Genomic DNA, 23,493 nt, shown 5'->3' on the forward strand with positions numbered 1-23,493 from the left:
AATCCGCCGATGACCTTGGTGAGACCCCGGAGGCGGCCATGACCACGGCGACGGAATCCCCGCAGAGCACGCTCGTCCATTCCTACCTCTACCTGCGGCGCGCGATCGGGCTCATCGGCCTGGCCTTGCCGGTGGTGCTGATCGTGGGCAAGCAGGTCGTCCAGGGCGGCGACCTCATCGGGTCGCTCAGCGGCTACTACTACTCGGACCTCGGGAACGTCTTCGTCGGCGCGATGTGCGCCACGGGCGTGTTCCTGCTCGCCTACTACGGCCACGACTTCGCAGACAACGTGGCGAGCACGGTGGCGGGCCTCGGCGCGATCGGGCTGGCGCTGTTCCCGACGACGCCCGACCGCGACGTGTCCTCGTGGGACCGCACGTCCGGCGTACTGCACCTGGTGTTCGCGGCGATGTTCTTCGTGATGCTGGCGTACTTCTGCCTGCGCCTGTTCCCGCACGACGGCGAGCAGCCGGCGGGGACGGGTGTCGTCTACCGCGTGTGCGGGGTGGTGATCCTGGCCGCGCTGGTGCTCATCGCGGTGACGAGCTGGCTGCGGCTGGTGCCGGAGTGGCACCCGGCGCTGTGGCTGGAGAGCGTCGCGGTGTGGGCGTTCGGTGTCGCTTGGCTGCTGAAGGGGCAGACGCTGACGCCCAAGAGTGTGCCGTAGCCCACTCGACCGGGCCACACCACTGGTTACCGACGGGTAACAAGGGCTATCGTGCGGGCAGGAACCCCTGTCTACTTCATGGAGCATTCGTGGCCGCACCAGCAACGCCGCTCGCGCCGACCGCGCGGGGCGTGCGCACCGTCGCCTTCGTCGAGGGGGTACGGACCCCCTTCGGCAAAGCCGGCGACAAAGGCATCTACGCCGGGACCCGCGCCGACGACCTCGTCGTCAACGCCATCCGTGAGCTGCTGCGGCGGCACCCGGAGCTGCCGCCCGAGCGCGTCGACGAGGTGGCCATCGCCGCCACCACCCAGATCGGCGACCAGGGCCTGACCATCGGCCGCACCGCCGCGCTGCTCGCCGGCCTGCCGAAGTCGGTCCCCGGCTTCGCCATCGACCGGATGTGCGCCGGCGCGATGACCGCCGTCACGACCGCCGCGTCCGGCATCGGCTTCGGCGCCTATGACATCGCCATCGCCGGTGGCGTCGAGCACATGGGCCGGCACCCGATGGGCGAGGGCGTCGACCCGAACCCGCGGATCATCGCCGACAAGCTCGTCGACCCGACCGCGCTCGTCATGGGCCAGACCGCCGAGAACCTGCACGACCGGTTCCCCGCGATCACCAAGCAGCGCACCGACGCCTACGCCGCGCGCAGCCAGGAGCGCTACGCCGAGGCCGTCAAGACCGGCAAGATCGGCCCCGAGCTGGTCCCCGTCGCCACCCGCTCGAAGGAGCTGGGTTGGGGTCTGGCCACCGAGGACGAGCCGCCGCGGCCCGGCACCACGCTGGAAACCCTCGCGAACCTGAAGACGCCGTTCCGCCCGCACGGCCGGATCACCGCGGGCAACGCGGCCGGCCTCAACGACGGCGCCACGGCCTCGATCCTCGCCGACGAGGAAACCGCCCGCGAGCTGGGCCTGCCCGTCGCCATGCGGCTGGTCGGCTACTCCTTCGCCGGCGTCGAGCCGGAGGTCATGGGCATCGGCCCGGTGCCGGCCACCGAGAAGCTCTTCAAGCGCACCGGCCTGTCCATCGACGACATCGGCCTGTTCGAGATCAACGAGGCCTTCGCCGTGCAGGTGCTGGCCTTCCTCGACCACTTCGGCATCGACGACGAAGACCCGCGCGTGAACCAGTGGGGCGGCGCCATCGCGTGCGGCCACCCGCTGGCTTCGTCGGGCGTCCGCCTCATGACGCAGCTGGCCCGCCAGTTCGCCGAACGGCCCGACGTCCGGTACGGCATGACGACGATGTGCATCGGCATCGGCATGGGCGGCACCGTGGTCTGGGAGAACCCGGCGTTCGAGGGGGCGAAGTAAATGACTTTCACCGCAGAAGAGGCGAAGGCCGCGTTCCCGGACGAGGTCGTCACCCACGCCGTGACCCGGCTGGTCAAGGTGCCCGGGCTCGCCAAGCCCGTCGCGCTGATCACGCTCGACAACGGCCACGACCACACCCGGCCGAACACCTTCGGCCCCCAGGGTCTCGTCTCCCTGAACGCCGCGCTGGACAAGGCGTTCGAGGCCGAGCCGGCCGCGATCGCCGTCACCGGCAAGCCGTTCATCTTCGCCGTCGGCGCGGACCTCTCGGGCGTCGAGTCCGTGAGCGACCCGAAGCTGGCGCGCGAAATCGCCCAGACCGGCCACGACGTCTTCCGCCGTCTCACCGAGACGAAGATCCCGACCTTCGGGTTCATCAACGGCGCGGTCATGGGCGGCGGGCTCGAACTGGCCCTGTCCTGCCACTACCGGACGCTCTCGGAGAACACCGCCGCGATCGCGTTCCCCGAGGTCTTCCTCGGCCTGTTCCCGGGCTGGGGCGGCACGCAGCTGCTGCCGAACCTGATCGGCCCGGACGCCGCCGTCACGGTGATCATCGAGAACGCGCTGGCGCAGAACAAGATGCTCAACGTCAAGAAGACGGCGGAGCTGGGCATCGTCGACGCCGTCTTCGGCTCGGCGGACTACCTCGAGCAGTCGCTGCTGTGGCTGGCTCGCGTGGTCAACGGCGAGATCACGCCGGAGCGCCGCGAGATCGACCGCGGCTCCGGCTGGGACGCCGCGATCGCGCGCGCCAAGTCCATTGTGGACGGGCGCACGCACGGCGCGTCGCCGGGTGCCACCAAGGCCGTCGAGCTGCTGGAGCTGGCGCGCGAGAACGATCTCGACCGGGGCTACGCGGCCGAGACCGACGGACTCGCCGAGCTGCTCATGTCCGACGTCCTGCGCGCCGGGCTGTACTCGTTCAACCTGGTGAACAAGCGGGCCAAGCGCCCGGCCGGCGCGCCGGACAAGTCCCTGGCCCGCAAGGTGAACAAGGTCGGCATCGTCGGCGCCGGCCTGATGGCCAGCCAGCTCGCGCTGCTGTTCGTGCGCCGCCTCAAGGTGCCGGTCGTGCTGACCGACGTCGACCAGGCACGCGTCGACAAGGGCGTCGGCTACGTCCACGACGAGATCGACAAGCTCCTGGCCAAGAAGCGCGTCTCCCCGGACGGCGCCAACCGGCTCAAGGCGCTGGTCTCCGGCTCGCTCGACAAGGCCGCGTTCGCCGACGCCGACTTCGTCATCGAGGCCGTGTTCGAGGAGCTGGGCGTCAAGCAGCAGGTGTTCGCCGAGCTGGAGCAGCACGTCTCCCCCGAGGCGATCCTCGCGACGAACACCTCGTCGCTGTCGATCACCGCGATGGCGTCGAAGCTGCAGCACCCCGAGCGCGTGGTCGGCTTCCACTTCTTCAACCCGGTGGCCGTGCTGCCGCTGCTGGAGATCGTCCGCGGCGAGCAGACCGACGACGCGTCGCTCGCGACGGCGTTCTCGGTCAGCAAGCAGCTGAAGAAGTCCAGCGTGCTGGTGAAGGACGCTTCGGCGTTCGTCGTCAACCGGCTCCTGCTGCGCTTCCTCGGCGAGGTGCTGGTGGCGGTCGACGAGGGCACGCCGTTCGAGGTCGCCGACGGCGCGCTCGAGCCGCTCGGCCTGCCGATGTCGCCGCTGACGCTGATGCAGCTCGTCGGCCCGGCCATCGCGTTGCACGTGGGCGAGACGCTGCACGAGGCGTTCCCCGACCGGTTCACCGTGTCCGACAACCTCGCGAAGTTCGTCAAGGCGGGCAAGAAGGGCGTCTGGGTCTGGGATTCCCAGGGCAACCAGTCGCCCGACCCGGAGGTCGTCGAGCTCTGGACGCAGGGCGACCAGCCGTCCACTTCGGAGCAGGTGCGCGAGCGGGCCCTGTCCGCGATCGCCGAGGAGATCCGGATCATGCTCGACGAGGGCGTGGTCGCCGAGGCGCAGGACATCGACCTGTGCCTGCTCCTCGGCGCGGGCTGGCCGTTCTGGAACGGCGGCATCACGCCGTACCTGGACCGCTCCGGCGTGTCCGAGCGCGTGAACGGCAAGCCGTTCCTGGCCCCGGGCGTCGCCTCGGTCCCGGCGCGCTAGTACTCGCCCTCGCGAGGGCACTTCGGCGGCGGCGCGGTGAGTTTCAGCTGCGCCGCCGTCGTGTCGGAGTCGATGACCGTCACCCGCTCGGCGGTCCGGAAGCGCGCGTGCAGCTCCTGCGCCCAGGCCTGCAGGTCGGTGCCCGGGACGGCGAGCAGGGAGACCGACGGCGGGTCGACGAACACCCGCCGCGCCTTCGCGTCATCGCGCAGGGACGGCATGGCCTCCTGCATCTCGGCGCCGGACGGGAAGACCAGGACGACCGCCGCGCACAGCTCGTGGCCGGCCAGCGGCGCCGGGTTCGTGTCCACCGGCAGGTCCGGCGGTCGCAGCAGCGCCGCGATGAAGAACGCCAGCCCGGTCCCCGCGGCCAACGCCACCGCGATCACCGGTACCAGCACCCTGACCAGTGGCTTTTCCGTCACGCCGACGATCACAGCACACGTCGGCCCGCGATGGCCTCCGCGACGCCGGGCGTTCACCGGCACGGCTCATCGTCACGCCCACTTGTGATCGCCCGTGAACCCGGTTTAGTGGACGTGTGCTGAACGGACTCTCCAGACCGCTGCTCGTCCGAGCGGTGATGACCGGGCTGCGGCTCCTCCTGCGGCTGCCTTCGCCGGTCCTGCGTGCGCTCGCCGGCCATCCCGTGGTCGTCGACGGGCGGCAGCCGGTGCTCTCCGCCCGCGTGCTGATGCGGGTGTCGCGCCTGGCGCCGTTCGACGCGCCGCACCAGAACGGCAGCCTCGCGCGGGCCCGGCTGGAGCTGAACCTGGCGGGTGCGCTGGCCGGCGCCGGGATCTGCCGGGGCGTCCGGACTCGCGACTCGTCGTGGCCCGGACCGGGCGGGCCGTTGCCCCTGCGGCTGTACGAACCGGCCGGAGTCCCGGCGCCCGGACCGGCGATCGTGTACTTCCACGGCGGCGGGTTCGTGCTCGGCAGCCTGGACACGCACGAGGGCGCGTGCCGGCTGCTGGCCGAGGAGGCCGGGGTGCGGGTGGTGTCGATCGGCTACCGGCTGGCGCCGGAGCACCCGTTCCCGGCGGCGGCTTCGGACGCGGTCGCGGCTTTCGCTTTCGTCCACGCACACGCGGCGGACTTCGGCGTCGCCCCTTCGCGGCTCGCGGTCGGTGGTGACAGCAGCGGCGGCAACCTGGCGGCGGTGGTGGCCCACGCGGCGGCCCGCGGCGAGCTGCCCCGGCCGGCGTTCAGCCTGCTCCTGACCCCGGCGACGGACGCGCTCGGCGAGTCGGCGTCGCACCGGCAGTTCGGCAGTGGCTTCCGCCTCGACCGGGACGAGTGGGCCTGGTACCGCGACCAGTACGTGCGCGACCCGGCGTTGTACACGGATCCGCGGGCGTCGGTGCTCTACGACGATGCCCTCGACGGCCTCCCGCCGACGTACGTGGCGACGTGCGGCTTCGACCTGCTCCGCGACGAAGGCGAGGCCTACGCCCTCCGCCTCGCTTCGGCGGGAGTACCGCTGGTGCACCGACGGCACGAGGGACAGTTGCACGGCTTCGCGAACCGAGTCGGCATCGACCCGGACGCCCGAGCGGCCATGGTCCACGCGGCCGGAGTGCTGCGCGCCGGCCTCGCCCTCGGCCCCGCGGCGGGGCATCACCCGTGATCAGAGGGGAATCTCGCGTGATCAGAAGGGCATCACCCGTGATTGAAGGGGCATCACCGCGATGCCCGCCCAATCACACGTGATGCCCGCCCAGTCACACGTGATGCCCGCCCAATCACGCGTGATGCCCGTCAGCGCACGGGGAGGTGGACCGTCACTCCCAAGCCGCCGCCCACGATCGGTTCCGCCGCCACGCTTCCGCCGTGCGCCGCGACCGCCGCACGGACGATCGACAGCCCCAGACCCGCGCCGTGACGCGCCGTCCGGGCCACCCCCGCCCGGCGGAACGGCTCGAACAGCTCCGGCACCGCCGCCGGGTCCACCAGCCCACCGGACGAGCGCACCTGCAGCATCGACCACTGCGGCCCCGGCTGCGTCACGACCTCCAGCCAGCCGCCCTCGACGTTGTGGCGGACCGCGTTCTCCAGCAGGTTGCCCGCGATCCGCTCCAGCAGCGCCGGGTCGCCGAACGCCGGCGCCGGCACCACCGCGAACGTCGCCCGGATCCCGCGCTGCTCGGCTTCGTTGCGCGCCGCGCGCCACGCCCGGTCGACGACCGCCGCGAGGTCGACCGGCTCCCGGACCCCGAGCCCGGCACCGTCCGTGCGGGCCAGCAGCAGCAACGAGTTGACCAGCTGCCCGGCACGTTCGGTCGCGTCGCGGACGACCCCGCCCATCCGGCGCAGCTCGGCTTCGTCGGCGTCGTCGTCGGCGAGGGTGACGTCGAGCTCCGTGCGGATCACCGACAACGGCGTCCGCAGCTCGTGGCTCGCGTTCGCGACGAAGTGGCGCTGCGCGTCGAACGCGGACTGGAGCCGGTCGAGCATGTCGTCGAACGTCCCGGCCAGCTCGGCCAGCTCGTCGCGCGAGCGCACCCCGCCGATCCGCTCCCCCATCGACTCGACCGACAGCCGCCGCGCGGTGCCGGTGATCTCGCGCAGCGGCAGCAGCACGCGCGAGGTGAACGTCCAGGCGAGGATCGCCGCGGCCGCGACCACCAGCAGGAACGCGACCGACCCGAACAGCAGCATCCGGTTGCGGGCGTGCACGCGCAGGTGCTCGGCGAGCGACGAGGCGTCGACCTGGACGCCGTCGACGACCACCACGCTGCCGGGCGGCATCTGCGGGACGGCGTCGAGCGAATCCCGGACGAGCGTCCAGGCCAGCCAGAGCAGCAGCAGGCTGACGGCGGCGACCAGCACGGTCGCCAGCAGGGTGATCCGGGCGCGGAGGCTGCGGGTGCCCGGCAGGTTCACGCGCGCGGCGCGCCGGGCTCCGGCACCCGGTACCCGGAGCCGACGACGGTCTCGATGATCCCCGGCTCGCCGAGCTTCTTGCGCAGCGTCATGACGGTCACCCGGACGGTCGTCGTGAACGGGTCGGCGTTCTCGTCCCAGACCCGCTCGAGCAGCTCCTCGCTGCTGACGACCGAACCGGCCGCCGAGAGCAGCACCTCGAGGACGCCGAACTCCTTGCGCGTCAGCTCGACCGGCCCGCTCGCGCGCCGGACCGTGCGCTTGGCCGGGTCCAGCTCGACGTCGCCGGCGGTCAGCAGCGGCGGCGCGGCCGGCGTGGCCCGCCGGCCCAGCGCGCGCACCCGGGCGACCAGCTCGGGGAAGGCGAACGGCTTGGCGAGGTAGTCGTCGGCGCCGAGCGACAGCCCGTCGACGCGGTCGGACACCGAGCTGCTCGCGGTCAGCATCAGCACCCGGGTCAGCTCCCCGGACGCGACGATCTCGCGGCACAGCTCGTCGCCGGACATCCCGGGCAGGTCCCGGTCCAGCAGCACGACGTCGTACCGCGTGACGGCCGCCTTCTCGTGCCCGTCGTCACCCGTGAGCGCGACGTCCACCGCCATTCCCTCGCGGCGCAGCCCGCGGGCGATCGCGTCGGCCAGGGGTTCTTCGTCCTCGACTACCAAAACTCGCACGAGACCACAATTCCATATTTTCCTGAGAGTGCCCTTTAAGGACGATGTGCGTCCGGTGTGGCCCACCGGAGGGCGAACCACAGCCGCATCCGGGTCTCGGGGTCCGCCAAGTCCACCGCCAGCACCCGCTCGACCTGCGCGATCCGGTGCCGGACGCTGTTGCGGTGCACGCCCAGCTCGGCGGCCGTCGGCTCCCAGCCGCCGTGATGAGCGAGCCACGTCCGCAGCGTCGGCACCAGCTCGCGGTCCCCGGCCGCGTCCAGTTCCGCCAGGGGTTCGAGCGTCCTCGCCGCGAAATCCGCGGCCGCGCCCGGCGCGAGCAGCGCGTCGAAGTCCAGGGGCCCGCTCCCGGCGACGATCGGGCGGCCGAGCGTGCGGGCCCGCGCCAGGAGCAGGTCGACCTCCGCCTCCGCGAGACGGTCGGCCGGTGCCGGCGACCCGGCCGCGGCCAGCCAGCCGAAGGAGCGCAGGTCTTCCAGCACCGCAAGCGACGGCGCAGTACCCGTGATGGCCACGAAAGAAGGGCCGGGCAGCACCGAAACCAGCGGTGTGTCCAGCCGCGCGCGCAGCCAGTCCGGGCGCTGCGCCACCTCGCCAGGGCCCCGCCGGTAGGCCGCCCCGGCGATCAGCCGGACGACCTCGGAGCCCACCAGCGCACGGGCCACCTCCCGGGCCGACGTCCGGCCGAGCAGCAGACCGGTGGCCGCCGCGCCCAGCTCGGCGGCGTCCGAACCGGCCCGCCCGACCAGGCCGAGCAGGGCCGCGCCGACGGCGAGGATCGCGCGGTCGGCGCCGTCGAAGCGCCCGGCGCGGCCGAGCACGACCAGGTGCGACGCGGTGGCCTGCGGGTAAACCGGCTGGACCACGACGAACCCGCCGTCCAGCTCGGTGGTCGCGCTGCGGATCCCGCTGCCCGCCCGCACCCTCGCCATCAGCTCCCGCACCGCGGGCGGCAGTGGCGCGGGCGCGTCGTGCGCCGAGGCGAGGACGTCCCCGGCGCCGACCAGCGCGACCCACGACTTCAGCAGCTCCGCCAGCGACGACGTCAGCTCGCCCAGCCCGCCGCCCGCGGCGCGCGTCAGCGTCTCGCGGGCGGCGGTGATCCGCCGCTGTTCCCGCTGTGCCGCCTCGGTCAGCGCGACCGAAACCGCCTGGTTGACCGCCAGGAACGGCGTCCGGGTCGGCACCACCAGCAGCGGCAGCCCGTACCGCGCGCAGGCCCGGCGAAGCGGCTCGGGCAACGTCTCGTAGACCGTCGGGGTGAGGCCGAAGCCGAGCGCCGTCACGCCGGCGTCGCGCAGGCCCCGCACGTATCGGTCGACCTCCGTCGGCAGGTTCACGCCGGCGGTGAGGATCAGCTCGCCGCCGACCAGGTAGGGCGCGGGGTCCTGCAGCTCGCTGACGTGGGCCCAGCGCACCGGCGCGTCCAGCGCGCCCGGCCGCAGGGTCTCGCGGACGACGTGCAGCGCCAGCTCCCGGTTGCCGACCACCGCCCGTAACGGGACATTCACTTCCGTGGACAACGGATCGACGTTTTGGGTCATCTCATCCCCATCCGTGTCGACGTGTGGACGAATCATCCCATGCCGCGGGGGTGGTGGCCGAACCTACGGTGACCCGAACGACACCGAAGCAAGGAGGACGCCGTGACCGGGGACTACGTGGTCATCGCCCTGTACATCGCGGGCATGCTCGGGGTCGGCTGGTACGGCCTCCGGCTCGCCAAGACCAAGTCCGACTACCTCGTCGCCGGGCGGCGGCTGGGCTGGTTCATGTACTCCGGCACGATGTCGGCCGTCGTCCTGGGCGGCGCGTCGACCGTCGGCGGCGTGAAGCTCGGCTACACCTACGGCATCTCCGGCATGTGGCTGGTCGTCAGCATCGGCGTCGGCATCCTCGTGCTGCACGCGCTGTTCGCGCGGCGGCTGGTGAAGCTCAAGGTCTACACCGTCGGCGAAATGCTCGACCTGCGCTACGGCGGCCACACCAGCGCGGTGTCCGGCATCGTCATGTGGGGCTACACCCTGATGCTCACGGTCACCTCGACGCTGGCCTTCGCGTCCATCTTCAAGGTGCTCTTCGACCTGCCGAACTGGGCCGGCATCGCGATCGGCGGCTCGATCGTCGTGCTCTACTCGGTGCTCGGCGGCATGTGGTCGATCACGCTCACCGACATCGCCCAGTTCGTCATCAAGACCATCGGCATCCTGGCGATCCTGCTGCCGGTCGCGATCAGCTCCGCCGGCGGCTTCTCCGGCATGAGCGAAAAGCTCGACGCGAGCTTCTTCAGCTTCACCTCGATCGGCACCGACACGATCATCACCTACTTCGTCATCTACACCTTCGGCCTGCTGATCGGCCAGGACATCTGGCAGCGCGTGTTCACCGCCCGCACTCCGGCGATCGCGACGTCCGGCGGCATCACCTCCGGCGTCTACTGCCTGGTCTACGGCCTCGCCGGCGCCCTGATCGGCACCGCGGCGCACACGCTGTACCCGGACCTCGCGAGCGCGCAGGACGCCTTCGCGACGATCGTCGAACGCCTGCTGCCGACCGGTGTCCGCGGCCTGGTGCTGGCCGCCGCGCTCTCGGCGATGATGTCGACCGCGAGCGGCGCGCTGATCGCGTGCTCCACCACCACGACGTCGGACCTGCTGTCCAAGCTGGGCCTCAAGAAGGGCGGCGAGGTCAGCCGCAACCGGATCGCCACGCTCGTGCTCGGGCTGCTCGCGATCGGCATCGCGATGATCGTCGACGACGTCGTCAACGCGCTCACCATCGCCTACGACATCCTCGTCGGCGGCCTGCTGGTCGCGATCATCGGCGCGCTGTTCTGGAAGCGCGGCACCCGGCAGGGCGCGTACGCGTCGATGGTCGCCGGCACGGTCTTCGTGGTGACGTTCATGATCATCGACGGCGTCGAGGCCAACACCCCGATCTACTGGGGCCTCGGTGCGAGCCTGGTCGTCTACCTGGTGGTCAGCTTCGCGACGCCCCGCACGGCCGACTCGATCCTCGCCGTCTGGACCCGCCGCCTGAACGGCGCCGGGACCGAAGAACCGGAAGCGGCCACCCCCGCGACCGTCGAAGCCTGAACCCACCCCGAGCACAGGAGCGCACTGCAGTGAACGACATGCCCCCGGTCGGCCCGCTCGACTCGTCCCGGGTCCCCCGGTTCGCCGGCTTCGCGACCTTCGCGCGGCTGCCGCGGATCGACCAGGTCGCCCACGCCGACATCGCCGTCGTCGGGGTGCCCTTCGACTCCGGCGTGTCCTACCGGCCCGGCGCGCGGTTCGGCCCGGCGGCGGTGCGCGAGGCGAGCCGGCTGCTGCGGCCGTACCACCCGGAGCTGGACGTCTCGCCGTTCGCCGAGAAGCAGGTCGTCGACGCGGGGGACATCGCGGTGAACCCGTTCGACATCGGCGAGGCGATCGAGACGCTGCAGCAGGAAGCCGAAGCGCTGCAAGCGAACGGGACACGGCTGGTGACCGTCGGCGGCGACCACACCATCGCGCTCCCGCTGCTGCGGGCCGCGGCGAAGAAGCACGGACCCGTCGCCCTTTTGCACTTCGACGCGCACCTCGACACCTGGGACACCTACTTCGGCGAGCCGTACACCCACGGCACCCCGTTCCGGCGGGCGTCGGAGGAGGGCATCCTCGACACGAGCGCGCTGTCGCACGTCGGCACGCGCGGGCCGCTGTACGGCAAGCGGGACCTCGAGGAGGACCGCCGGCTCGGCTTCGGGATCGTCACCTCCGGCGACGTCCTGCGTCGCGGGGTCGCCGAGACCGTCGACGCGCTGCGGCAGCGCATCGGCGACCGGCCGCTGTACGTCTCGGTCGACATCGACGTGCTCGACCCGGCCCACGCACCCGGCACCGGCACGCCCGAAGCGGGCGGGATGACGAGCCGCGAACTGCTGGAAATCCTGCGCGGGCTGCGCGACCTGAACCTGGTCGGCGCGGACGTCGTCGAGCTCGCCCCGGCTTACGATCATGCCGAGATCACGGCCATCGCGGCCTCCCACGTCGCCTACGACCTGGTGAGCCTGCTGTCCTTGGGAAAGAGCGCATGACCGATACCGACCGCATCGGTGGCGACGTCGTCGTCGAGACCCTCCGCGCCTTGGGCGCCGACACGGTGTTCGGCTTGCCGGGCCAGCACGCGCTGGGCCTGTTCGAAGCACTGCGGCGAGCGGACGACGTGCGCGTGATCAGCGGGCGCGTCGAGAACAACCTCGCCTTCGCCGCCGACGGACACGCCCGCGCGCGGCTGGCGGCGGACCCCGACGGCCCGGTGCCGGTGACGCCGCTCATCGTCTCGACCGGCCCGGGTGCGCTGCTGACGTTGGCTTCCCTGCAGGAATCCCGGGCCGCGTCGGTGCCGGTGCTCGGGATCTCCAGCCAGGTCCCGGTCGCCGGGCTCGGCGGCGGGCGGCACGGCTACCTGCACGAGCTGCCCGACCAGCAGGCGAGTTTCCGCGACGTCGTGAAGTCGGTGCACGTCGTCCGGCGGGCGAGCCAGCTCCCGACGGCGTTGCGCGAAGCCTGGACGTCGGCCGCGACCGCGCCGTACGGCCCGGTGTGGGTCGAGATCCCCCAGGACGTGCTGCTCGGCCCGGCCGGGCTCCCGCCGATCACGTCGGTGTCGGCCACTCCCCCGGTGCTGGAACCGCTGCCCGAGCTGGTCACGTCGGCGGCCGATCTGCTGGCGGCGGCTTCGAACCCGGTGATCCTGGCCGGCGGCGGTGCGCTTCGATCCGGCGCGCACGCGGAACTGACGGCTCTGGCCGAGGCGTTGCGCGCCCCGGTGATCTCGACGTTCGGCGGCAAGGGCGTCTTCGGCTGGGACCACGAGCTGTCCGGGCGGTCCTGGATGGAGGACTGGCACACCACGGAGTTCCTCGCCGCCGCCGACGTCCTGCTCGTGCTGGGTTCCGGCCTCGGCGAGCTGTCCAGCAACTACCGCGAGTTCGCCCCGCGCGGCCGGGTGATCCAGGTCGAGGCCGACCTGGGCAAGCTGGAGTCGAACTACCCGGGTCTCGGCATCCACGCCGACGTCCGGCTCACGCTGCAGGCGCTGCTGGAGTGGGTGCCGATGCGGTCGTCCGACGGCCGGGCCGAGTCCGCGGTTTCAGGGTTGCTCTCGCGCGTCGAGTCGCGATTGGACGGTCAGGACCTGGCCGTCGAGCGCAAGCTGATCGACGACATCCGCGGGGCGCTCCCCGACGGCACGCAGACGTTCTGGGACATGACGATCGCCGCGTACTGGGCCTGGTCGGCGTGGAACCCCGAGGGTGCGCCGATCCACACCGCGCAGGGCGCGGGCGGGCTGGGCTACGGCCTGCCGGGCGCGCTCGGCGGCGCGGCCGCCGGGGCCCCGACGCTCGCCGTGTCGGGCGACGGCGGCGCGATGTACGGCGTCGCCGAGCTGGCCACCGCGGTGCAGCACGGGCTCGACGTCACGTGGCTGGTCGTCGACGACGGCGGGTACGGCGTCCTGCGCGAGTACCTCACCGGCGCGTTCGGCCACACGACGGCCACCGAGCTGGCCAGGCCCGACTTCGTGGCTTTGGCGCGATCGTTCGGCGTGCCCGCGACGTTGTCCTCTTTAGACACCGTGGGCGCGGACCTCGCCGAGGCGCTGCGCACCCCCGGGCCGTCCGTGGTCGTCCTCCCCGCCCTGCTGAAGCTGTTCGCGCCGACCCACCTGGAGCAGGCATGACCCGCACGCTCGACCTGACCGACCCGGCGACCGGCGAGGTGTCCGGCACCAGCGTCGTCGCTGAGCAGTCCGATGTGGACAAGGCGCTCGAGTCGGCCGCGCAAGCGTTTGCGGTGTGGCGTCGCAGCACTCCGGCACAGCGTCAGCTGGCGCTGCTGAAGATCGCCGACGCGCTCGAGGCCCGCGCTTCCGAGTTCGCCGATCTCGAGGTGCGCGAGACGGGCAAGATCCGGTCGGTCGTGCTGGCGGAGGAGATCCCGGAGTGCGTGAGCGCGCTGCGGTTCTTCGCCGGCGCCGCGCGGCACCTGGAGGGCACGGCCGCCGGGGAGTACGCGCCGGGCCACACGTCGGTGATCCGCCGCGAGCCGGTCGGGGTCTGCGCGCAGATCGCGCCGTGGAACTACCCGCTGATGATGGCGGTCTGGAAGATCGCGCCGGCGCTGGCCGCGGGCAACACGGTGGTGCTCAAGCCGGCCGAGACGACGCCGTCGACGGCCGTGCTGCTGGCTCGCGTCGCGGCGGAGTTCCTGCCGGACGGGGCGTTCACCGTGCTGACCGGCGATCGCGACACCGGCCGCGCGCTGGTTCGCCACCCTCTTACGGACCTGGTCTCGATCACCGGGTCGACGCGGGCGGGCATCGACGTCGCCACCGTGGCGGCCGCCGACCTCAAGCGCACCCACCTGGAGCTGGGCGGCAACGCGCCGCTGCTGGTGTTCCCGGATGTCGACGTCGCGGCGACGGCGGAAGACATCGTGGGCGCCGCGTTCTACAACGCCGGGCAGGACTGCACGGCGGGCAGCCGGGTGCTGGTGCACGCGTCAATCCACGACGACTTCGTCGCTTCGCTGGCGAAGGCCGCGGCCGCGCAGACACCGGGCGTCGACTTCGGGCCGTTGAACAGCGCGACGCAGCTCTCGCGTGTCCAGGGCCTGATCTCGCGGCTGCCCTCGCACGCCCGCATCGAGACCGGCGGGACGCGGTTCGGCTCACGGGGTTTCTTCTTCGCGCCCACGGTGGTCTCCGGGCTGCGCCAAAACGACGAGATCGTCCAGGAGGAGATCTTCGGGCCGGTCATCACCGTACAGTCCTTTTCGGACGAAGCCGGGGGTGTCGCGCTGGCCAACGGGGTCCCGTACGGGCTGGCGTCCTCGGTCTGGACGCGGGACCTCGCGATCGCCGCGCGGGTGTCGGCCGAGCTGGACTTCGGGTGCGTGTGGGTCAACACGCACGGGCCGCTGGTCGCCGAGATGCCGCACGGCGGGTTCGGCCACTCCGGCCACGGCAAGGACCTCTCCGCGTACGCCTTCGCCGAATACACCCGCGTCAAGCACGTGATGACGAGGTTCGGCTAGGCGGTTCGCCGATGAGCGACAAGATCACCGAGGTCGAGCGGCACGGGATCGCGCCGATCCCGCCGGAGGAATAGACTTCGCGCCCGCGCGACCTGTGCCGGATGGCATTCGGCAGCGCGAACACGTTCGCCACGATCATCCTGGGCACGTTGCCGATCGCGTACGGGCTGAGCTTCCGCGACGCGGCCTTGGCGACAGCGCTCGGCGTAGTCGTAGGCGGGCTGGTGCCGGCGCCGATGGCGTTGTTCGGGCCGCGCACGCGCACGAACAACGCGGTGTCGTCCGGCGCGCACTTCGGCGTCGTCAGCCGGTGCGTCGGGTCGTTCCTCTCGCTGCTCACGGCCATCACGTTCTTCGCGATCTCGGTCTGGGTCAGCGGCGACGCCGTGGCCGGCGCCGCGCAACGGCTCTTCGGCTTCGACGGCGGCGCGGTGCTGCGCGCGGTCGCGTATGGCGTGATCGCGGTCGCGACGCTTGTCGTCTGCATCTACGGCTACCGGTTCATGCTGCTGGTGAACCGCGTCGCGGTGGTGCTCGGCACGGCGATCATGCTGCTCGGGATCCTCGCCTACGGCGGCACGTTCGACCCGGGATACGCGGGCACCGGGACATACGCGCTGGGCACGTTCTGGCCGACGTTCACCCTGGCGGCCCTGACGGCGCTGGCCAACCCGATCTCGTTCGGCGCGTTCCTCGGCGACTGGGCCCGCTACATCCCGGCGCACCACAGCAAGCGCACTCTGCTGGCGGCGCCGTTCCTGGCCCAGGTGGCGACGCTGCTGCCGTTCGGCTTCAGCATCGCGACAGCGACGCTGGTCGCCGACCCGGCCGACTACATCACGGGCCTGACGGCGGTTTCCCCGCTGTGGTACGCGATCCCGCTGATCGTGGTTGCCTTGATCGGCGGCCTGTCGACGGGCACGACGTCGTTGTACGGCACGGGCCTGAACTTCAGCTCGATCTTCCCGCGGCTGTCCCGGGTGCAGGCGACGCTGCTGATGGGGACGCTGAGCGTCGCGTTCATCTTCGTCGGCAACTTCGCGCTGGACATGGTGTCGAGCATCAACGCGTTCGCGACGCTGATCGTGCTGTGCACATCCCCGTGGATGGTGATCATAATGATCGGCTTCGTCCAGCGGCGCGGGGTCTACGACGTCGACGACCTGCAGGTGTTCAACGAGGGCGGCGCGGTGGGCGGTACTGGTTCGCGCGCGGGGTGAACTGGCGCGCGATGGCGGCCTGGATCCCAGCGACAACACTGGGGTTGCTGTGCTCGAACACGCCAATGATCGCGGGGCCGCTGCGGGACGTCGCGGGCGAGGTGGACATCAGTCTGCTCGTGACTCTGGTGACGGCGGTGGTGGCTTATCCGTTGCTAGTCAAGCTATTCCGGAACCCTCGGAGGTCTTCGCTTCGGCGCCCGCCCCGGCGGCCGTCGTCATGGTGGAGACGCCACATGCCGAAGCCTGATCACTATCGGCGCAGGCGGACATCGGTGTACTCGGCACCGGTTCGCTGTGTCGGCAGCACGGGCGGGTCCTGCTGTCCGGCCGTCGTCCTCACGGCGTCGAGGATCGTGCGCGTCCACTGGATGTAGCGGTCCACCCTGGATTTCGTCTGGCGTCGCATCGACGGTACGAAGGGGGAAACGACGATCGCCGGGACTTCGCAAGCCACTACGAGGATCAGCGGGACGAACGCCAGTACAACCGCGAGCCAGCGAGCCGCCTGTCCCGGCGAACGACACGGGACCAGCAGAAAAGGCATGAGAGCCTCCTGACGAGCAACGCAAGTACCGGTCGGGCGATACGACCATCAGATCGTCGCGCCCACCACTTTCCTACGAGAACTGGTGTGATCCCGACCGGCATGCGGTCACGGATCGCCGGGGCAGCCGCACGACTCCCGCAGAACCAGCTCCGTCGCGAAAACGCGGGGCGCGACCTCGGCAGCCGACCCGCCGTCGATCCGGGACTTGAGCCGGCCGAACGCCTCCTCGGCCAGCTTTTCCAACGGCTGCTGGACAGTACTCAGCGACGGGACGCTGTACGGCCCCCGGTGGATTCCGTCGAAGCCCATCACCGCGAGCGCCTCGGGAACGCGGATTCCGCGATCCACAGCAGCACGAATGGCTCCCAGAGCCTGCTCGTCACTGGTGGCGAAGATCGCGTCCGGCGGCTCGTCGGACGCCAAGATCCGCGTGGCGGCGTGATAGCCGTTTTCAAGCCGGAAGTCACCATAGGTCAACCACATCGCACCCGGGTCGACTCCGTGGTCCGCCAGGCACCGCCGCCAACCGGACACCCGGGCGTGGATGGTGTGGGCGATCTCCGGCCCGGCGATACAGGCGACTCGCTTCCTGCCGTGGCCGAGGAGGTGCTCGGTCGCTGCGTAAGCGCCGCCTTCGTTGTCCACCGTCACCTGGACGGCGTGCTCGTCGTCCGAGCCACGATCGAGGATCACGAAGGGAATCGTTTCCCGCGCAAGTTCTGCCGACACCACCGTCGAACCCGGGACCGGAGCCACGATCAGCCCGTCGACCTGACGGTCGATGAGGGTCCTGACGTAACTGGTCTCGCGGTCCAGGTTCTCCATCGCGTTCCCGAGCAACGTCGTGTAGCCCGCGTCGAACGCCACGTTCTCGATGGCCCTGGCCAGATATCCGTAGAACTCGTGGGACGAGTCCGGGGTGACCAGGCCGATGGTCATCGTCCGGTGCAGCCGCAGCGAGCGCGCGAGCGTGTTGGCCCGGTACCCGAGCTCGGAAATCGCTGCTTCCACTCGAGCTCGGGTGGAAGGCGCGACGTTGCGCGGTCCGTCGTTGAGGACGTAGCTCACGACCGCTTCGGATGTACCAGCCTTGCGAGCAACGTCCCGGCGGGTCACCATCGGACCCCACCTCCGCAGATCTACTCGAATTGTCTACTCGAGTTGAAAACGGTACGCCGCATCGTCCCATCATCGCTAGCGGGTACGGGTAACCCCTCGGTCACAGTTAGTGGGCACGGCAGCGATTCCCCGAAATCCGGCGGGCCCCGGGATCGCTCCCGGGGCCGCTCGCATTTGCTCAGTGGCGGTTCGCGTCCTTGTGCTCGGGTTCCGAAGTCGAGCCGAGACGGCCCGAGGCCCACTCCGTCACCCGGCGGGCCACGTCCTGGGCCGTCAGCCCGATGCGCCCCAGCACCTCGTCGCGGCTGCCGAGGTCGTGGAACGTCTGCGGCACCGCCAGATCCCTCAGCGGCACATCGCACTCGGCGTCGCGGAACATCGCCGCCAGCGCCGAGCCGAAGCCGCCGTGGCGGCCGCTGTCCTCGACCGTCACCACCAGCTTGTGCTGGGACGCCAGCGCCACCAGCTCGGCCGGGACCGGCAGGACCCAGCGCGGGTCGACCACCGTCACGCCGATGCCCTGGTCCGCCAGCCGGTCGGCGGCCGCGAGGCCCAGGGTCGCGAACGGGCCCACCGTCACCAGCAGGACGTCCGCGCCTTCCTTCGGGCGGCGGAGCACGTCGACCGTGCCCATCCGCTCGACCGCGGGGACGTCCGTGCCGACCTTGCCCTTCGAGAAGCGCAGCGCCGTCGGGCCGTCGGACACCGCCACGGCCTCGCGCAGCTCCTCGCGCAGCGTCGCCGGGTCGCGCGGGGCGGCCACGCGCATGCCCGGCACCATGCCCAGCAGCGACAGGTCCCACATGCCGTGGTGACTCGGGCCGTCCGGCCCGGTGATGCCGGCGCGGTCCAGCACCAGCGTCACCGGCTGGCGGTGCAGCGCGACGTCCATCAGCACCTGGTCGAACGCGCGGTTGAGGAACGTCGAGTAGATCGCGACGACCGGGTGCAGCCCGCCCATCGCGAGCCCGGCGGCCGACGTCACCGCGTGCTGCTCGGCGATCCCGACGTCGTACCAGCGGTCGGGGAACGCCTCGGCGAACTTGTCGAGGCCGGTCGAACGCAGCATCGCCGCGGTGATCGCGACGACGTCCTCGCGCTCGGCGCCGATCTTCGCCAGCTCGTCGCCGAACACGCCGGTCCAGCTCGGGCCCTTCACCGGCGGCAGGCCGGTCTCCGGGTCGATCGGGTCGGTCTGGTGCATCTGGTCGTGCTCGTGGTTGACCGCGGGCGCGTAGCCGTGGCCCTTCTCGGTCACCACGTGCACGATCACCGCGCCGCCGAAGCTGCGCGCGCTCTGGAACGCCTTCTCCAGCGCGGCGAAGTCGTGGCCGTCGACCGGGCCGAGGTACTTCAGGCCGAGGTCGGAGAACATCGCCTGCGGGCTCAGCGCGTCCTTCAGCCCGGCCTTCGCGGCGTGCAGCGCGGCGTAGATCGGCCTGCCGACGACCGGGGTGTGCCTGAGGATCTCGCGGCCGCCGTCGAGCAGCCGCTCGTAGCCGGGCTGCAGGCGCAGCGCCGCGAGGTGGTCGGCGAGGCCGCCGATGGTCGGCGAGTAGGAGCGGCCGTTGTCGTTGATGACGATGACGACCGGGCGCTCGCGGTGCGCGGCGATGTTGTTGAGCGCCTCCCAGCACATGCCGCCGGTGAGCGCGCCGTCGCCGACGACGGCGACCGCGTGCCGCTCGCCACCGTCCAGGGCGAACGCCTTCGCCAGACCGTCCACATAGGACAGCGCGGACGAGGCGTGGCTGCTTTCGACCCAGTCGTGGTCACTCTCCGCGCGCGACGGGTAACCGGTGACGCCGCCGGTCTGGCGCAGGCGGTCGAAGCCGTCCGCGCGGCCGGTGACGATCTTGTGCACGTAGGCCTGGTGCCCGACGTCCCAGACGATCGCGTCGCGCGGCGAGTCGAACACGCGGTGCAACGCGATGGTCAGCTCGACGACGCCGAGGTTCGGCCCCAGGTGCCCGCCGGCACGGCGGACCTTGTCGACGAGGAAGTCCCGGATCTCGGCGGACAGTTCGCCGAGGTCCTCGACACTCATGCGCTTCAGGTCCGCCGGTCCTTTAACGGACTCCAGCAACGTCACTCGTCAACACCTCACTTGATCGGCACGCCCCGCGTCCGGCCAGTCTACGGAGACCGGCCACCGGTCTTCCGCCCGCCGCGTCCGGCGTCACAGGCGGAGCGCGATCACGCGTCATCTCCCGGGGTGAACCTCGTCTCCCCGCGGTGCTGTGGCGGTCACGCGGTGTGGCCACGAGAATGGGGCGCATGGCGGACTTCTTCATCGGCGGCGACTGGGTGGACGCGATCGGCGGCGGCCGGCGGGAGATCCGCTGCCCGGCCGACGGTTCCCTGGTCGCGACGGTCGCCGAGGGCACCGCCAAGGACACCGAGGCCGCCATCGCGGCGGCACGGCGGGCGTTCGACACCGGCCCGTGGCCCGGCACCCCCGCGCACCTGCGCGGCGACCTGCTGCTGCGCACCGCGGACCTGCTGGACCGCGACGCGGAGGCGTTCGCCCGCGCCGAGTCGCTCGACACCGGCAAGCGCCTGGTCGAGAGCCGCTACGACATGGCCGACATCGCCGCCTGCCTGCGCTACTTCGGCAAGCTCGCGGCGCAGGACGCGGGCCGCGTCGTCGACACCGGCAACCCGGACGCGTTCAGCCGGATCGTGCACGAGCCGGTCGGCGTCTGCGGGCTGATCACGCCGTGGAACTACCCGCTGCTGCAGACCGTGTGGAAGATCGCGCCGGCGCTGGCCGCGGGCAACACCTTCGTGCTCAAGCCCAGCGAGCTGACGCCGCACACCTCGATCCTGTTCCTGAAGCTGCTCACCGAGGCGGGCCTGCCCGCGGGGGTCGGAAACCTGGTGCTGGGCGCCGGCGCGGAGGTGGGCGCGCCGCTGTCCGCTCATCCGGACGTCGACCTCGTGTCGTTCACCGGCGGGCTGGCGACCGGCAAGGTGATCGCCGCCGCGGCGGCCGCGACGGTCAAGAAAGTGGCCCTGGAGCTGGGCGGGAAGAACCCGAACGTGGTCTTCGCCGACGCCGACTTCGAGACGGCGGTCGACTACGCGCTGACGGCGGTGTTCCTGCACTCCGGCCAGGTGTGCTCGGCGGGCGCGCGGCTGATCGTGCAGCGGGAGTGGCACGACGAGTTCGTCGCCGAGCTGGTGCGCCGGGCCGAGCGGATCCGCCTGGGCGGGCCGTTCGACGAGCGCGCCGAGACCGGGCCGCTGATCTCGGCGGCGCACCGGTCGAAGATCGAGGCCTACGTCGCGGCGGCGCTGGCCGAGGGCGCGGTGCTGCGCACAGGCGGCCACCGGCCGGACGACCCCGCGCTCGCCGACGGCTTCTACTACCTCCCGACCATCCTGGACCAGGTGAAACAGGGGTCGTCGGCGGTCGTCGACGAGTCGTTCGGGCCGGTGCTGACGGTCGAGACGTTCACCGACGAGGACGACGCCGTCCGCATCGCCAACGACACCCACTACGGTCTGGCCGGCGCGGTGTTCACCCAGGACGCGGGGCGCGCCCAGCGCGTGGCCGGGCGGCTGCGCCACGGCACGATCTGGATCAACGACTTCCACCCGTACCTGCCGCAGGCCGAGTGGGGCGGCTACAAGCAGTCCGGGTTCGGCCGCGAACTGGGCCCGACGGGGCTCGGCGAGTACACCGAGGTCAAGCACGTCTACCAGAACCTCCGGCCGGCGCCGCAGCACTGGTTCGCCGGCTGAGCGGAGTCCCTCGATCGGGATCCACCGAACGGCCCAGCGCCGGAAACGTGCTCGGAAAGCCGTTTCCCGCGTCTTATGCTGCCTCCACCGCGACGCAGGGAGGCCGCAGTGGACCAGCAGCGACCGGGGAAACGGCTGCGGGGCCCGCGCGCCGTGGCGGTGGGGATCGCGGGCCTCGGCGTGATCGCCGGGCTGACCCTGCGCACGGCGGACTACCCCGGGATGCTGCCGCCGGGGACGCCGGATCCGGAGCTGGACCTGGGGTTGCGCCTCGTCTGCGCGGCGGCGGTGCTGATCGCGGCCACGCTGGCGTACCTGACCTTCGCCCGCCGCCAGGACGAGCCGCTGGCGATGGCGTCTCTCCCGGGTCTGGTCGTGACGGGCGTGGTCCTGCGCCACCTGGTGGTGACGCTCCCGGGAGTGGCGAGGATCCAGCCGGCGGCGCGGGTGGTGCCTGGGGCGGGGTCGTGGGTGCTGCTGGTGTCGGGAGTGGCGATGACGGCGGCCGGCCTGGCGGCGGCGTTCGCGGTGCGCCGGACGGCGTGAGCGCCTTGCTCGGAACAGATCCACCTCGACGGGCGAAGGCGCGCTGAACTCGTTTCATGCCGCAACGAAATGAGTCTGCCGAGCTGGCGCGGGCCGTCATGGAGCTGATCGACCAGGGGCACCGGCGGATCTCGCGGCGGATCGACCTGACCCGCGTACGCGTGCTCGGGCTCATCTCCGCCCGCGGTCCGCTGCGGCCGCGGGACATCGCCGGAGAGCTCGGCCTCACGGCGTCCGCCACCAGCCGGCACCTCACCGCGCTCGAGCGGGAAGGCCGCGTCGCCGTCGAGGCGGATCCGGCCGACTCGCGCACGTTCCTCGTGCGGGTCGCCCCGGGCGGGCAGGCCGAGATCGACGCCACCGTCGAAGCCGGGGCCGCGGTGTTCGCGCAGGTCATCGCCGACTGGCCGGACGAGGACGTCGCCACCGCGCGGGTCCTGATCACCCGCCTCAACGAGGCCTGGGCCCGGCGCGGCGACCCCACCGCTCCGCCGGCGACCGGCCCCCGCTGGCAGCGCGCCCGCAGGCAGGAGGACTGACCGTGGACACGACCACCCGGCCGAAGAGCGCGCCGAAGACCGTCCAGGCCGCCCGGGCGCTACTCGTCCTCGTCGGCCTCGGCCACCTCGTCATCCCGGCCGTCATGGGCGCGCGCGAAGACGCGCTGCGCGATCAGATCGCCGCCCAGCACCCGGACTTCGGCGCCGCCGAAATCGCGCGGTCGGCCGACGCCGCCGTGCTCTCCGGCGCTGTCTTCCACGGCCTGCTGCTCCTGCTCTGCGTCCTCCTGGTCGTCAGGCTGGCGACGGGCAGGCCCTGGACGCGACGGCTCACCACCGTCTCCCAGCTGCTGTCCGTGGTCTTCGGCTTCTTCTCGTGGTCGTCGTCGCCGATGTTCCACGCGGTCATCCCGGTGGCCGCCGTCGCGCAGCTCGCCGTCGTCGTCCTGGTGTGGACGCCCCGGCCGTCGAAGGACTTCTTCGCGAAGCGCTAGCCGTTCACCGCCTTCCGGCCGAGGAACGCCGCCAGCCGGTCGGCCGCCGTCGCCCCCGGAGGCGCCTCGACCTCCGGCCCGAACGGGCCGCCCGGCGGCCGGGGCGCCGAACCGAACCGCGACCGCCACTGCTCCAGCGCCCCCTCCGCCAAGTCCGGCAGCAGGTCGGTCGAGGCACCGGTCGCGTCCGCGAGATCCCAGCCGTGGGCCAGGTACTCGTTCACGCGCATGTGGACGAGGAACACACCCGGCACCTCCCCCAGCGGGGTCGTCACCGTCCGCGAGAACAGCCCCGGCTCGGCCAGCACCGCACGCGCCGCCGCGACCGACGCCACGAAGGCGGAGGCCGGCGAAGAACTCAAGTAGTCGCCGTCCGGGGCCGGTGGACCCGAACCCGCCCAGAACGCGACTTTCGTGTTGCCGTGCGCCAAGTGGTTGACGACCGCGCGGACGTCCCAGTCCGCGCACGCCGTCGGCAGCGTCCACTGGTCACCGCCGAGCGCCGAGACCAGGCCGGTCACCGTCGAGGCCGCGCGATCGAAGTCGTCGAGAGGAGTCATGCCCGCAGTGTGA

At 71.7% G+C, this 23,493-nt stretch carries 21 protein-coding genes and 1 pseudogene; 13 read left to right on the forward strand and 9 right to left on the reverse strand.

The annotated features are described in order from the left end of the window. The first annotated feature begins 38 nt into the window (after positions 1-38). The 3 genes from AB0M59_RS19350 to AB0M59_RS19360 all read left to right on the forward strand — a co-directional run bounded on the left by AB0M59_RS19350 (position 39) and on the right by AB0M59_RS19360 (position 4,102). Entirely contained in the window at positions 39-668 is a 630-nt protein-coding gene (locus AB0M59_RS19350) for a DUF998 domain-containing protein (protein ID WP_364616722.1), read from the forward strand. Between the two features lie 131 nt (positions 669-799). Beyond that, positions 800-1,990 carry a thiolase family protein gene (locus tag AB0M59_RS19355; RefSeq protein ID WP_364616817.1) on the forward strand — a complete coding sequence of 397 codons (1,191 nt, stop codon included), beginning with the start codon at positions 800-802 and terminating at the stop codon, positions 1,988-1,990. Beyond that, entirely contained in the window at positions 1,991-4,102 is a 2,112-nt protein-coding gene (locus AB0M59_RS19360; RefSeq protein ID WP_364616724.1) for a 3-hydroxyacyl-CoA dehydrogenase NAD-binding domain-containing protein, read from the forward strand. On the opposite strand, the gene AB0M59_RS19365 is transcribed toward AB0M59_RS19360, so the two are convergent. Beyond that, the gene (locus AB0M59_RS19365) at positions 4,099-4,527 is read right to left on the reverse strand and encodes a hypothetical protein (protein WP_364616726.1); all 429 of its coding nucleotides are present in this window, start codon (positions 4,525-4,527) and stop codon (positions 4,099-4,101) included. The two genes, AB0M59_RS19360 and AB0M59_RS19365, sit on opposite strands and share 4 nt — an antisense overlap. A 116-nt stretch (positions 4,528-4,643) precedes the next feature. Here AB0M59_RS19365 and AB0M59_RS19370 point away from each other — a divergent pair, with 116 nt between their 5' ends. Beyond that, positions 4,644-5,732, forward strand: coding sequence for an alpha/beta hydrolase (locus tag AB0M59_RS19370; protein WP_364616728.1), 1,089 nt, complete (start codon positions 4,644-4,646; stop codon positions 5,730-5,732). Between the two features lie 131 nt (positions 5,733-5,863). Here the strand turns inward: AB0M59_RS19370 and AB0M59_RS19375 are convergent, their stop codons facing one another. From AB0M59_RS19375 to AB0M59_RS19385, 3 genes are read right to left on the reverse strand one after another with little or no spacing between them, the layout of a single operon-like run. Further along, positions 5,864-6,988 (reverse strand): HAMP domain-containing sensor histidine kinase, encoded by a 1,125-nt coding sequence (locus AB0M59_RS19375; RefSeq protein ID WP_364616730.1) that lies wholly within the window; start codon positions 6,986-6,988, stop codon positions 5,864-5,866. Next, a complete protein-coding gene (locus AB0M59_RS19380; protein WP_169734892.1) occupies positions 6,985-7,662 on the reverse strand; it encodes a response regulator transcription factor in 678 nt (225 codons plus the stop codon). Before AB0M59_RS19380 ends, AB0M59_RS19375 begins: the two co-directional genes overlap by 4 nt. 35 nt (positions 7,663-7,697) lie before the next feature. After that, on the reverse strand, positions 7,698-9,206 hold the full coding sequence (locus AB0M59_RS19385; RefSeq protein WP_364616732.1) for a PucR family transcriptional regulator: 1,509 nt from the start codon (positions 9,204-9,206) through the stop codon (positions 7,698-7,700). 102 nt (positions 9,207-9,308) lie between these two features. Between AB0M59_RS19385 and AB0M59_RS19390 the strand changes: the two genes are divergently transcribed. The 5 genes from AB0M59_RS19390 to AB0M59_RS19410 all read left to right on the forward strand — a co-directional run bounded on the left by AB0M59_RS19390 (position 9,309) and on the right by AB0M59_RS19410 (position 15,964). Then, the gene (locus AB0M59_RS19390; protein ID WP_364616734.1) at positions 9,309-10,757 is read left to right on the forward strand and encodes a sodium:solute symporter; all 1,449 of its coding nucleotides are present in this window, start codon (positions 9,309-9,311) and stop codon (positions 10,755-10,757) included. A 38-nt stretch (positions 10,758-10,795) separates the two neighbouring features. Next, on the forward strand, positions 10,796-11,740 hold the full coding sequence (gene speB / locus AB0M59_RS19395) for an agmatinase (protein WP_364616819.1): 945 nt from the start codon (positions 10,796-10,798) through the stop codon (positions 11,738-11,740). Further along, positions 11,737-13,389: a thiamine pyrophosphate-binding protein gene (locus AB0M59_RS19400; RefSeq protein WP_364616736.1), complete on the forward strand. Its 1,653-nt coding sequence runs from the start codon at positions 11,737-11,739 to the stop codon at positions 13,387-13,389. The genes speB and AB0M59_RS19400 overlap by 4 nt, the downstream gene beginning before the upstream one ends. Next, entirely contained in the window at positions 13,386-14,744 is a 1,359-nt protein-coding gene (locus AB0M59_RS19405; protein WP_364616737.1) for an aminobutyraldehyde dehydrogenase, read from the forward strand. Before AB0M59_RS19400 ends, AB0M59_RS19405 begins: the two co-directional genes overlap by 4 nt. A gap of 101 nt (positions 14,745-14,845) precedes the next feature. Continuing rightward, on the forward strand, positions 14,846-15,964 hold the full coding sequence (locus AB0M59_RS19410; RefSeq protein WP_364616739.1) for a cytosine permease: 1,119 nt from the start codon (positions 14,846-14,848) through the stop codon (positions 15,962-15,964). A 253-nt stretch (positions 15,965-16,217) separates the two neighbouring features. Here the strand turns inward: AB0M59_RS19410 and AB0M59_RS19415 are convergent, their stop codons facing one another. From AB0M59_RS19415 to dxs, 4 genes and pseudogenes are all read right to left on the reverse strand, one after another. After that, the gene (locus AB0M59_RS19415; RefSeq protein ID WP_364616741.1) at positions 16,218-16,511 is read right to left on the reverse strand and encodes a hypothetical protein; all 294 of its coding nucleotides are present in this window, start codon (positions 16,509-16,511) and stop codon (positions 16,218-16,220) included. Between the two features lie 108 nt (positions 16,512-16,619). Next, positions 16,620-17,453 carry a substrate-binding domain-containing protein gene (locus AB0M59_RS19420; protein ID WP_364616821.1) on the reverse strand — a complete coding sequence of 278 codons (834 nt, stop codon included), beginning with the start codon at positions 17,451-17,453 and terminating at the stop codon, positions 16,620-16,622. Positions 17,454-17,498: 45 nt separating this feature from the next. After that, positions 17,499-17,633 (reverse strand): annotated as a pseudogene (locus tag AB0M59_RS19425) (LacI family DNA-binding transcriptional regulator); the annotation flags it as partial. A 178-nt stretch (positions 17,634-17,811) separates the two neighbouring features. Next, the gene (dxs, locus tag AB0M59_RS19430) at positions 17,812-19,725 is read right to left on the reverse strand and encodes a 1-deoxy-D-xylulose-5-phosphate synthase (protein WP_364616743.1); all 1,914 of its coding nucleotides are present in this window, start codon (positions 19,723-19,725) and stop codon (positions 17,812-17,814) included. Between the two features lie 185 nt (positions 19,726-19,910). Between dxs and AB0M59_RS19435 the strand changes: the two genes are divergently transcribed. From AB0M59_RS19435 to AB0M59_RS19450, 4 genes are all read left to right on the forward strand, one after another. Beyond that, on the forward strand, positions 19,911-21,380 hold the full coding sequence (locus tag AB0M59_RS19435; protein ID WP_364616745.1) for an aldehyde dehydrogenase family protein: 1,470 nt from the start codon (positions 19,911-19,913) through the stop codon (positions 21,378-21,380). Positions 21,381-21,488: 108 nt separating this feature from the next. After that, positions 21,489-21,926: a hypothetical protein gene (locus AB0M59_RS19440; RefSeq protein WP_364616747.1), complete on the forward strand. Its 438-nt coding sequence runs from the start codon at positions 21,489-21,491 to the stop codon at positions 21,924-21,926. A gap of 56 nt (positions 21,927-21,982) precedes the next feature. Next, entirely contained in the window at positions 21,983-22,465 is a 483-nt protein-coding gene (locus AB0M59_RS19445) for a MarR family winged helix-turn-helix transcriptional regulator (protein WP_364616749.1), read from the forward strand. Positions 22,466-22,467: 2 nt separating this feature from the next. Next, positions 22,468-22,920 (forward strand): hypothetical protein, encoded by a 453-nt coding sequence (locus AB0M59_RS19450; protein WP_364616751.1) that lies wholly within the window; start codon positions 22,468-22,470, stop codon positions 22,918-22,920. Here AB0M59_RS19450 and AB0M59_RS19455 read toward each other — a convergent pair. Beyond that, positions 22,917-23,480, reverse strand: coding sequence for a TIGR03086 family metal-binding protein (locus tag AB0M59_RS19455; RefSeq protein ID WP_364616753.1), 564 nt, complete (start codon positions 23,478-23,480; stop codon positions 22,917-22,919). The genes AB0M59_RS19450 and AB0M59_RS19455 overlap by 4 nt on opposite strands. Between the last annotated feature and the right edge of the window lie 13 nt (positions 23,481-23,493).

Source organism: Amycolatopsis sp. NPDC051371, from assembly GCF_040682155.1.
GTDB lineage: Bacteria > Actinomycetota > Actinomycetes > Mycobacteriales > Pseudonocardiaceae > Amycolatopsis.

What these genes read in the sequence shown, in the direction of transcription:
- AB0M59_RS19350 (WP_364616722.1), top strand. Translation starts at nt 39, where the DNA reads ATGACCACGGCGACGGAATCCCCGCAGAGCACGCTCGTCCATTCCTAC.
- AB0M59_RS19360 (WP_364616724.1), top strand. Translation starts at nt 1,991, where the DNA reads ATGACTTTCACCGCAGAAGAGGCGAAGGCCGCGTTCCCGGACGAGGTC.
- AB0M59_RS19385 (WP_364616732.1), bottom strand. Translation starts at nt 9,206, where the DNA reads ATGACCCAAAACGTCGATCCGTTGTCCACGGAAGTGAATGTCCCGTTA.
- speB (WP_364616819.1), top strand. Translation starts at nt 10,796, where the DNA reads ATGCCCCCGGTCGGCCCGCTCGACTCGTCCCGGGTCCCCCGGTTCGCC.
- AB0M59_RS19400 (WP_364616736.1), top strand. Translation starts at nt 11,737, where the DNA reads ATGACCGATACCGACCGCATCGGTGGCGACGTCGTCGTCGAGACCCTC.
- AB0M59_RS19405 (WP_364616737.1), top strand. Translation starts at nt 13,386, where the DNA reads ATGACCCGCACGCTCGACCTGACCGACCCGGCGACCGGCGAGGTGTCC.
- AB0M59_RS19410 (WP_364616739.1), top strand. Translation starts at nt 14,846, where the DNA reads ATGGCATTCGGCAGCGCGAACACGTTCGCCACGATCATCCTGGGCACG.
- AB0M59_RS19415 (WP_364616741.1), bottom strand. Translation starts at nt 16,511, where the DNA reads ATGCCTTTTCTGCTGGTCCCGTGTCGTTCGCCGGGACAGGCGGCTCGC.
- AB0M59_RS19420 (WP_364616821.1), bottom strand. Translation starts at nt 17,453, where the DNA reads ATGACCATCGGCCTGGTCACCCCGGACTCGTCCCACGAGTTCTACGGA.
- AB0M59_RS19435 (WP_364616745.1), top strand. Translation starts at nt 19,911, where the DNA reads ATGGCGGACTTCTTCATCGGCGGCGACTGGGTGGACGCGATCGGCGGC.
- AB0M59_RS19445 (WP_364616749.1), top strand. Translation starts at nt 21,983, where the DNA reads ATGCCGCAACGAAATGAGTCTGCCGAGCTGGCGCGGGCCGTCATGGAG.
- AB0M59_RS19455 (WP_364616753.1), bottom strand. Translation starts at nt 23,480, where the DNA reads ATGACTCCTCTCGACGACTTCGATCGCGCGGCCTCGACGGTGACCGGC.